The organism is Candidatus Magnetominusculus dajiuhuensis (assembly GCF_046044395.1).
Taxonomy (GTDB): Bacteria; Nitrospirota; Thermodesulfovibrionia; order Thermodesulfovibrionales; family Magnetobacteriaceae; genus Magnetominusculus; species Magnetominusculus dajiuhuensis.
Map to the genome: position 1 here is coordinate 1 of NZ_JBJUSG010000128.1, position 9,998 is coordinate 9,998.

The 9,998-nt window shown below is 51.0% G+C and carries 10 protein-coding genes and 1 tRNA gene; all 11 read left to right on the forward strand.

Features of this window, described 5'->3' with window-relative positions:
* The 11 genes from AB7D94_RS14305 to AB7D94_RS14355 all read left to right on the forward strand — a co-directional run bounded on the left by AB7D94_RS14305 (window position 1) and on the right by AB7D94_RS14355 (window position 9,770).
* A tRNA-Leu gene (locus tag AB7D94_RS14305) sits at window positions 1–82 on the forward strand.
* A 262-nt stretch (window positions 83–344) separates the two neighbouring features.
* Complete coding sequence (gene nifH / locus AB7D94_RS14310) at window positions 345–1,187, forward strand: nitrogenase iron protein (protein WP_420266629.1); 843 nt, start codon at window positions 345–347, stop codon at window positions 1,185–1,187.
* Complete coding sequence (gene nifD / locus AB7D94_RS14315; RefSeq protein ID WP_420266620.1) at window positions 1,184–2,614, forward strand: nitrogenase molybdenum-iron protein alpha chain; 1,431 nt, start codon at window positions 1,184–1,186, stop codon at window positions 2,612–2,614. Before nifH ends, nifD begins: the two co-directional genes overlap by 4 nt.
* On the forward strand, window positions 2,611–4,119 hold the full coding sequence (gene nifK, locus AB7D94_RS14320; protein WP_420266631.1) for a nitrogenase molybdenum-iron protein subunit beta: 1,509 nt from the start codon (window positions 2,611–2,613) through the stop codon (window positions 4,117–4,119). Before nifD ends, nifK begins: the two co-directional genes overlap by 4 nt.
* Window positions 4,120–4,129: 10 nt before the next feature.
* On the forward strand, window positions 4,130–6,697 hold the full coding sequence (gene nifE, locus AB7D94_RS14325; protein WP_420266621.1) for a nitrogenase iron-molybdenum cofactor biosynthesis protein NifE: 2,568 nt from the start codon (window positions 4,130–4,132) through the stop codon (window positions 6,695–6,697).
* The gene (gene nifX / locus AB7D94_RS14330; RefSeq protein WP_420266622.1) at window positions 6,694–7,110 is read left to right on the forward strand and encodes a nitrogen fixation protein NifX; all 417 of its coding nucleotides are present in this window, start codon (window positions 6,694–6,696) and stop codon (window positions 7,108–7,110) included. The genes nifE and nifX overlap by 4 nt, the downstream gene beginning before the upstream one ends.
* A gap of 1 nt (window position 7,111) precedes the next feature.
* A complete protein-coding gene (locus AB7D94_RS14335; protein WP_420266623.1) occupies window positions 7,112–7,429 on the forward strand; it encodes a P-II family nitrogen regulator in 318 nt (105 codons plus the stop codon).
* Window positions 7,426–7,848, forward strand: coding sequence for a P-II family nitrogen regulator (locus tag AB7D94_RS14340; RefSeq protein WP_420266624.1), 423 nt, complete (start codon window positions 7,426–7,428; stop codon window positions 7,846–7,848). The genes AB7D94_RS14335 and AB7D94_RS14340 overlap by 4 nt, the downstream gene beginning before the upstream one ends.
* A gap of 16 nt (window positions 7,849–7,864) precedes the next feature.
* Window positions 7,865–8,143 carry a ferredoxin III, nif-specific gene (fdxB, locus tag AB7D94_RS14345; RefSeq protein WP_420266625.1) on the forward strand — a complete coding sequence of 93 codons (279 nt, stop codon included), beginning with the start codon at window positions 7,865–7,867 and terminating at the stop codon, window positions 8,141–8,143.
* 9 nt (window positions 8,144–8,152) lie between these two features.
* On the forward strand, window positions 8,153–9,031 hold the full coding sequence (locus AB7D94_RS14350; RefSeq protein WP_420266626.1) for a radical SAM protein: 879 nt from the start codon (window positions 8,153–8,155) through the stop codon (window positions 9,029–9,031).
* A gap of 1 nt (window position 9,032) precedes the next feature.
* Complete coding sequence (locus AB7D94_RS14355; protein WP_420266627.1) at window positions 9,033–9,770, forward strand: HesA/MoeB/ThiF family protein; 738 nt, start codon at window positions 9,033–9,035, stop codon at window positions 9,768–9,770.
* The last annotated feature ends 228 nt before the right edge of the window (window positions 9,771–9,998 follow it).

Here is a 9,998-nt window from a genome sequence, read left to right on the forward strand (position 1 = left end):
GCGAAAGTGGCGGAACTGGCAGACGCGCTGGACTTAGGATCCAGTGGGTAACACCATGAGGGTTCGACTCCCTTCTTTCGCAATCCCTAATACCCCTCATTTGGTGTCCAGCCTTTTATGGTAGTAGTATAGGGCATTCAAACACCAAAGCCACGGTCTTAATGCTACAATTTTGTAGGTGTTGCTACAATATTGTAGTTGATGGCTAAATCCAAACCCCTCAGTCCAATCCTAACTGTCTGTATTTAAATGATAATGATGGCTTCTCTCAATAGTTGCCAATTTGGCACAATAATTGCTGAATTAACACTATTAATATCACACACAAAGGAGGCAACGCGATGATGAGACAGATTGCTGTTTACGGTAAGGGAGGCATTGGGAAGTCCACAACGACACAAAACACGGTAGCGGCACTTGCCGAGGCAGGGCATAAATGTTTGATAGTGGGCTGTGACCCTAAGGCCGACGCCACCAGATTAATTTTAAATAGAAAGGCTCAGGCCACTGTGATGGACCTGGCGCGGGAGAGAGGCTCTGTTGAGGAGCTTGAGATTGGGGAAGTACTGCTTGAGGGATTTTTGGGCGTAAAGTGCGCCGAATCTGGCGGCCCGGAGCCGGGCGTTGGCTGTGCCGGAAGGGGAGTTATCACCGCGATTAACTTTCTTGAGGAAAACGGCGCTTACACACCAGACCTTGATTACGTATTTTACGACGTCTTAGGCGATGTGGTTTGCGGGGGTTTTGCCATGCCCATAAGGGAAGGCAAGGCAAAGGAGATTTATATAGTAACCTCCGGCGAGATGATGGCAATGTACGCGGCAAACAACATCGCCCGCGGCGTACTAAAGTATGCAAACAGCGGAGGCGTACGCCTTGGCGGCCTTATCTGCAACTCAAGGAAGACCGACAAAGAGGCCGAGCTTATAATGGCCCTTGCTGAAAAGCTCAACACGCAGATGATTCACTTCATACCGCGCGACAACCAGGTACAAAGAGCCGAGCTGAGGAGAAAGACCGTCATAGAGTATTCGCCCGACCACGCCCAATGCGATGAGTACAGGGCGTTAGCTAAGAAAATTGCGGAAAATAAAAACTTCGTTATTCCTACCCCGCTTGAAATGGAGGAGCTTGAGTCGCTCCTTATGGAGTTTGGAATAATGGATGGAGAAGGAGCCGCGGCATGAGTACGCTAACTCAACAAACTCAGAAGATGATAGACGAGGTCATGGAGGCCTACCCTGAAAAGACAAGAAAACTCAGGGAAAAACATGTCAGGCCAAACGACCCTACGGGGGAGTGCGGCTCGGCCTGCGCGGTGAAGTCAAACGTGAAATCGCGCCCCGGCATTATGACCATAAGGGGCTGTGCCTACGCGGGGTCAAAGGGGGTTGTCTGGGGGCCGGTCAAGGATGTCGTCCATCTGAGTCACGGGCCGGTCGGCTGCGGCCAGTACAGTTGGTGGTCGCGCAGAAACTACTCCAACGGGATAACCGGCGTGGATAATTTTTCTGCCATGCACATAACAAGTGATTTTCAGGAAAGGGACATAGTCTTTGGGGGCGACAAGAGGCTGGCTCAAATATGCAGAGAGATAAAAGAGATGTTCCCGCTGGCCAAAGGCATAAGCATTCAATCCGAATGCCCGGTTGGACTGATAGGAGACGACATAGAATCTGTGGCAAAGAAGATGACTGAAGAGCTGGGAATCCCGGTAATTCCGGTGAGGTGTGAGGGGTTTAGAGGCGTGAGCCAGTCTCTTGGCCACCACATCGCAAATGATAGCATTCGTGACCATGTCTTAGGGAAGGCCACCCTGCCTAAGGTTACAGACTATGATGTCAACCTCATAGGGGATTACAACATTGGCGGGGACGCCTGGGCATCAAGGAGAATCCTTGAGGAGATGGGACTGCGTGTCATAGCACAGTGGTCGGGCGACGCCACCATTAATGAGTTTGCCATAGCGCCCCAGGCAAAACTAAATCTCATACACTGTTACCGCTCAATGAACTATATTTGCCGGTTCATGGAGGAGCAGTACGGGATACCGTGGATTGAGTACAATCTCTTCGGGCCGACAAAGATATACCAGAGCATGAGAAAGATTGCGGCGTTCTTTGATGACAGCATAAAGGAACGCACCGAGGCGGCAATTGCAAAATATACCCCGGCAATGGACGCCGTTATCAATGAGTATCGTCCTGCCCTGAATGACAAGACCGTGATGCTCTATGTAGGCGGCCTAAGGCCGAGACACATTATAGGGGCTTACGAGGACCTCGGCATGGAGGTCATAGCCACAGGGTATGAGTTCGGGCACAGCGATGACTACAAGAGGACATATCCTGAGATGAAAGAGGGCGCGCTTATTTACGACGATATAACGCCGTACGAGTTTGAGGCGTTTGCAAAGAGGCTTAAACCTGATTTGGTAGGCTCAGGGATTAAGGAAAAATACGCGTATCACAAGATGGGAGTTCCATTTCGGCAAATGCACTCGTGGGACTACTCAGGACCGTATCATGGCTTTGACGGTTTCCCTGTATTTGCCAGAGATATGGATATGGCGGTAAACAGCCCGACGTGGAAACTTATACGGAGGAAGAGATGATTGTAAAAGACCATAACGAGCTATTTAAAGATACGGCATATGTGGAGCAGTTTCAGGGGAAGCGGGAATTTGAAAATCCCTGTCCTGAAGAGGTCGTCCAATCAACTGCCCAATGGACAGAGGGCGCCGAATATAAGGATATAAACTTCAGGAGAGAGGCGTTGGTTATTAACCCGGCGAAGGCGTGCCAGCCCCTTGGGGCGATGCTCTGCGCGCTGGGATTTGAAGACACGCTGAACTTCGTGCAGGGGTCTCAGGGCTGCGTGAGCTACTTCAGAAGCCACCTGAGCAGGCATTTCAAAGAGCCGGTTGCCGCGGTGTCGTCCTCCATGACTGAGGACTCGGCGGTGTTCGGCGGGATAAGCAACATCCTTGAAGGGCTTGAAAACGCCTACACCCTGTATAAACCCGCTATGATAGCGGTCTCCACTACGTGTATGGCTGAGGTAATAGGGGATGATTTAAATTCCTTCATTAAAAGCGCCTTTGAAAAAGGTATTGTACCGGAAGGCGTTGAAATCCCATTTGCCCATACGCCAAGCTTTGTCGGGTCACACATAACCGGCTACGACAATATGATGAAGGGGATTTTAAGCGGTGTGAAGGGTCAGGTGAAAGACACCCCCTCAGACTCGATAAATTTAATCCCCGGGTTTGATACATACACCGGCAACTACATGGAGTTAAAACGCCTGATGAGTTCAATGGGCGTTAAGGCCACAGTGCTTGCTGATATAAGCGACACCCTGGACTCTCCCAATACAGGACGCTACCGGCTTTTCCCCGGTGGTACGCCTATACGGGCGCTTAAAGACGCCGTCAATGCGCGCTCAACTATTGCCCTGCAGAAGTACGCGACTGTCAAGACAGGGGAATTTATTAAGGGCGTATGGGGAAGGGATTTTCAGGTTGCCCCTGTGCCCATAGGGATACAAAACACCGACGAGTTTATGGATATGGTGTCGGCAGTCAGCGGCAGGCCTGTTTCCTCTGAGATTGAGGCTGAGCGTGGAAGGGCGGTTGACGCCATGATAGACTCCCATCCTTACGTCCACGGCAAGAGGTTTGCCCTTGTTGGCGACCCTGACCTGCTCATGGGGCTGATGGCTTTTGTCCTTGAGATGGGAGGACGGCCAGTTCATATCCTGTGCACGAATGGAGACGCCGGTTTTGCCAAAGACGCGGAGGCGCTGCTGCGCGGAAGTCCTTTTGGGCAGGACGCCACGGTTCACATTGGAAAGGACATGTGGCATCTGAGGTCACTGCTATTTGCCGAGCCTGTGGATTTACTTATTGGCAACTCGTATGCGAAGTTCCTGTGGAGAGACACCAAAACCCCGCTTCTTCGCATAGGGTTTCCCCTATTTGACAGACACCACCTCCACCGGTATCCGATAATAGGCTACCAGGGGGCGATTAACCTCACAAACTGGATTGTGAACACCTTACTGGATGAGATGGACAGAAAGGCCATGTTCACGCAAAGTTTTGACGTAATAAGATAGGAGCCAACCCATGACAGTGGAAGAACTTATGGCCGACGGCTGCCAGATAGATGAACAGCACAAGGTGTGCAAATCCAGGGGTGGTGAGTCCTGCGCCTTTGACGGTGCCATGATAGTGCTTCAGCCCATAGCGGACGCGGTGCATCTCGTTCACGGCCCTGTTGGATGTACGTCAAACACATGGGAGGGCAGGGGGACTGTGTCTTCAAAGGGGCACTTCCATCGCATGGGTTTTAGTACGAACATGAAGGAGCTGGACATCGTATTTGGCTCTGAGGGCAGGCTCTTCAACGCGATAAAGACCTGCAGGGATTTGTTTAACCCCGCTGCTGTCTTCGTATATGCGACCTGCGTAAGCGGCCTGACCGGCGAGGACATTGAGGGTGTCTGCAAAAAGGCGGCAGAGGAACTCTCCCTAAGGGTAATCCCTGTGCTTTCTCCCGGCTTTGTCGGGCCAAAGAATCTGGGCAACCGGATAGCCGGAGAGGTGCTGCTTGATTACGTTATAGGGACGGGGCAGCCGCCGGGTGTCACCCCATACGATATAAATCTTATAGGCGAGTATAACATAGCCGGGGACATGGAGTTTGTCGAGCCGGTCTTTGCGGAGGCCGGGATACGCATTCTATCGGGGATGACTGGCAACGCCTCCTTTGACGAGATAACCTATGCCCACTGGGCACGCCTAAATGTCGTCGTGTGCAGTCGCGCACTGATTAATGTTGCCGTTGAGATGAAACGGCGATACAAAATCCCCTACGTGGAGGTCTCGTTTTATGGAAAGACCGCCATGTCAGGGGCACTAAGGGCTATTGCATTGTCATTAGACAACTCCCAGCAATTTATGGAGAAAGTGGAGGAGGTTATCTCGAATCACGAAAAGAGGGTAACAACGGCGCTTGAGGCGCTGCCCTTGCTCGCGGGCAAAAGGGCGGTGCTCTATACAGGAGGCGTGAAGAGCTGGTCATTAATCTCCGCACTCATGGATTTGGGCATTGAGGTTGTCGCGGTAGGAACGAAAAAGAGCACATACGAGGATGAGGTAAAAATGAGGGCGCTTTTAGGGCAGGATGCCCCGCTTTATGAGGACGTATCGCCAAAGAGCCTTATCAGGCTGATGAGAGAAAAACAAGGGGACATTCTTGTGGCCGGAGGGAGGAATTTCTATCTCGCGGCAAAAGAGGGCCTTCCCTTCATAGACGTAAATCAGGAAAGACACACTGCCTACGCGGGTTACGACGGTTTTATTAATCTTGCGAGGGCAATCTCCAACACCATTGCCTTTTACGGTAAAAGGACGCCGCCGCCGTTTAGTGTAACGAATGAGCCTGCGGCAAGAGGCGTCGTAATAAACCCCCTTGAGCACGCGATGGGCGTTGGGGCTGTTCTTGCATTTCAGGGGATAGACAACACTGCGGTGGTTATTCACGGGGCGCAGGGCTGCACTTTTTTGACAAAGGTGCTGTTAACGAATCATTTCAAAGAGCCTATTGCCCTGCAAGGCAGCAAACTCTTCACAGAAGATGTGGTGCTTGGCAGTGAACAACGATTAGCTGAAACAATAACCGATATATACGAAAAACAAAGGCCTCGCCTGATAGCCGTCATTACCACAGGGCTTACGGAGGTAAAAGGGGACGATGTAGCGGGACTCTTAGGGCAGATGAGACTTGAGGGGGTTTCCCTTATACACGTTCCAACGCCCGATTACCTGAGTTCTTTAGAGGACGGCTACGCACTGGCGGTTGAAAAAACAGTGGAGGCCCTCGTTAAAAACGCCGCGCGCACGACAAAGAAAGGACTGGTAAATCTGCTCATAGGGCCGCACCTGACACCCGGAGATTTCATAGAGATTAAGTCCATAGTCAGGGCGTTTAATCTGGAGGCAATAACCCTGCCTGACCTATCGTCTTTGGATGGTAGCCGCAGGGGATTTTCCCCGCTGACCTCAGGAGGGATGGCGTTAGATGAGGGCAGTCAACTCGCAGCCGCTGAGATAACATTGGTTATTGGTTCGTCTATGGAGAGCCCCGCAAAAAAAATTAAGGACATATGCGCAACCGAATACGTAGTCTTTGAGGGGCTGTCATCATTGGAGGACATTGACAGGTTTGTCAACACGCTTAGCCTGATAAGCGGCAACCCAATCCCAACAAAGTATATAACGCAGAGGGCGATTTTGGTAGACGCGCAGAGGGACGCCCATTGTTATTACGGCGGCAAGGCAATATGCGCGGCTATGGAGACAGACCATCTTATACAGTTGTCAAGGTTGCTCTATGAAATGGGCGCGCCGCTTAAACTTGCCATTTGCGGCGGCAAATCAGAAAGGTCAGGCCGTGTAATAGCGGAGCAGACTGTCGTAGGGGACATGTATCTAATTACAGGCGATTTTGATATATTGATAACGAACTCTCATGGCAAGGCAATAGCAAAGGCGTTGAACATGCCCATTTTGCAGATGGGCTTCCCCGTGCACAAGCAACTGGGATATACGTCAAAGGTGCGCGTGGGTTACAGAGGGGCGGCGGATTTAGTCAACGAAATAGGAACTATCCTAATGGAGGGGCACAGATGAAAATAGCATTCGCAACGACGGGCGGGTTGACCGTTGATGAGCACTTTGGCAGGGCTGGCAAGTTTGCCGTGTATGAGATTAAATACGACGGATGTGAGTTTGTCGAAAGCAGGCTTTTCTCTGAAGAGGACACCGCGGAGATACAAGACAGCCGCTATGACGGCCAACTGCACATTGATAAGGTTGAGGTAAAGGTGCAACTGCTGTGTGATTGTAAGATAATCTACTTCACACAGATAGGCGGCCCTGCCGCGGCGCGCCTTGTAAAGAAATCGGTCATGCCGATGAAGGTAAACGACGGCTCTGTAATAACGGAACTGATTCAGAGGCTTCAGGAGACGATAAACAACTCGCCCGCGCCGTGGCTGAAAAAAGCGCTGATGGGCGGTTCACAACAAACGGAGGTAAACTAATATGAAGATGATAAGGGCATTTATAAGACCTGAAAAAGAGCAGGAAATAGTCTTGTCGCTGGAGGGCGCGGGCTTCCCGTCACTGACAAAGATGCCGGTGTTTGGACGTGGCAAACAAAAGGGCCTTCATATTGGCCCGGTAACATATGACGAGCTGCCAAAGACCTTGCTCCTTATTGTCGTGGAGGACGCCGATGTTGATACCGTTATCAGGCTTATAGAGGAAAAAGGAAAGACAGGATTTATAGGAGACGGTAAGATATTTGTAACGCCGGTGGAGAAATCATACACGATAAGAACGGGGGAGACCTCGCTATGAAAGAGCTGACGATAATAATCCGCCGACACATGGTTGCCATCACTAAAAAGGCGCTTGAGGAGCTGGGATACCCGTCTATGAGCATTCAAAGCGTGGATGGAAGGGGCAAGCAGAAGGGGGTTATAAATAAGAATATAGACTTTGGCGACGAGATGAGAGATGGGCTATCGGCCGGAGTAAGGCTGGTGCCCACGCCGTCGGTATATGCCCTTGAGCATAAGCTGTCAAAGCCCGTATTATATGTACCAAAGAAGATGCTGACTGTAGTTATCCCTGATGGTATGGTGGAAAGCGCCGTCAGGGCGGTTATAACCGCAAATCAGACGGGATCCCCCGGAGACGGCAAGGTATTTGTTTCGCCGGTAGAACTCTCTGTCAGGGTCAGAACCGGAGAAAGAGGCGAAGAGGCCATATTATAGAGCGAGGTATATGATTATGGGTGAGACAATTGGCTTGACAAGAGGCGGGGCGGTGTGGATACCGAGGTTTTTGCAGTCCATAGACATCAACAAGTGTCTGGGGTGCGGCAGGTGTTACAAGGTCTGCGGCAGGGGGGTGTTAGAACTGATAGATAAACCGTTTGAAGGAGATGACGAGTATGGCGACGACCTTGGCAACAAGGTCATGTCGCTGTCAAATCCTGACGACTGCATAGGCTGTGAGGCGTGCGCGAGGGCCTGTACGAGGAAGTGCCACACCCACATAGCCCTTTAGGGGGGCATTATGCTAAGCAAGAGAATACTGTTAGATAACCACCCGTGTTTTTCAGAGGGGGCGCACGGCAGGTTCGGGCGTCTGCACCTGCCCGTAGCCCCTTTGTGTAACGTGCAGTGCCGGTACTGCGTAAAGAAGTTCGACTGCGCCAACGAATCAAGGCCGGCCATAACAAGCCGTCTGTTGAGCAGGGAAGAGGCGGTAGGGCGTGTGGAGACCCTTGTTGACAGAGCAACCAACCTCAGCGTTATAGGGATAGCCGGCCCCGGGGATTCTATTTTTAACGAGGCCACGCTTTCGGTCTGTAAGGAAATCAGTGCCAGATTCCCGGAGCTTATCCTGTGTATCTCAACAAACGGCCTCCTCCTGGCAGACAGGATTGACTCAATACAAGAGGCTGGGATAAGCAGTATAACCATAACTATCAACGCGATTACGGCGGAGACGGCGGAGCGGATTTACTCGTGGGTAAATTACGAAGGAGAGATACTGCGGGGGGTTGAGGGGGCAACCCTTCTATTGCAAAAACAGTATGAGGGGTTAAAGGCTGCCGTTGAGAGTGGCTATGTGGTGAAGGTCAACACGGTTTTTATGCCCGGGATAAACGATAAGGAAATCCCGTTGATAGCGCATAGGGTGGCATCTGAGGGGGCGGAGATAATGAACATCATGCCTGTGATACCGCAGGGTGAGTTTTCGTGGCTACGGCGGCCGGGGCATTGGGAGATTTTTGAGATAAGGGCGGCGTGTTCATTGTATCTGACGCAGATGAGCCACTGTGTGCAGTGCCGGTCAGACGCGTGTGGCCTTATTGGGCAGGATACGGACGCAGAGCTGGAGATGTTAATGGCAGGCTTGGGGGTGGATTATGACGCGGTTGTGTCATAGTATGAATTTGTCTGAGCATGAGAAAGAGCGCTACAAAAGACAAATGACCCTTGAAGGATTTGGGCAGGAGCAGCAAAACACGCTAAAGTCCAAATCGGCGATGATTGCCGGCATAGGCGGCTTGGGTGGAAACGCCGCCCTATATCTCGCCGCCGCCGGCATCGGCAAACTTGTCATCGTCCACTACGGCAAGCTGACGCTGTCAAACCTGAACAGGCAGATACTTATGAAAGACAACTGGGTTGGAAATGCGAGGGTTACACAGGCAAAGAAATTCATAGAAGAACTTAATCCGCTCGTTGAAGTGGAAGTTTATGACGAGCGTATATCAGAGGAGCTTGCCGGGCAGCTCATCCCAACTGTTGACATAGCGCTGTCGGCAAGGCCGAATTTCTATGAGCGAAGGCAATTAAACAAGGCGTCGGTAGCGCACGGAGTGCCGATGGTAGAGGCCGCAATGAATGCGATGGAGGGGTATTTGTTTAACGTGATACCGGGCAAGACGCCTTGCCTGAATTGCGTGTTTCCAGAGGATGACCCCGGTTGGCAGGAGCTGGGGTTTCCCGTGCTTGGGGCGGTATCAGGGGCGCTGGGCTGTTTGATGGCAATTGAGGCAATAAAAATACTGACCGGCTTTGGCAGGCCCCTGCTTGGCCAAATGCTGATGTTTAATCTCTTTGACATGGAGTTCAAAAAACTCAGGATAATGCACGACCCCATGTGTGATGTCTGCGGTTAATGTTCAATCACAATAAAACATGCAGGTAGAATCAAAGGAGTTGTTTATTGTAAAATGGACATTGAATTATTAAGAGGGGGATGATATGCAAAAAGAACTCATTGTGAAACTCAATAAAACATTTGAAGAGTCGGTATATCAGGAAGATGGCATTGAGTATTGGTTAGCGCGGGACTAAGGGGTTGTAAAATAATTATTGTTAAATTTATGAGTAATATGGTAAAGTAA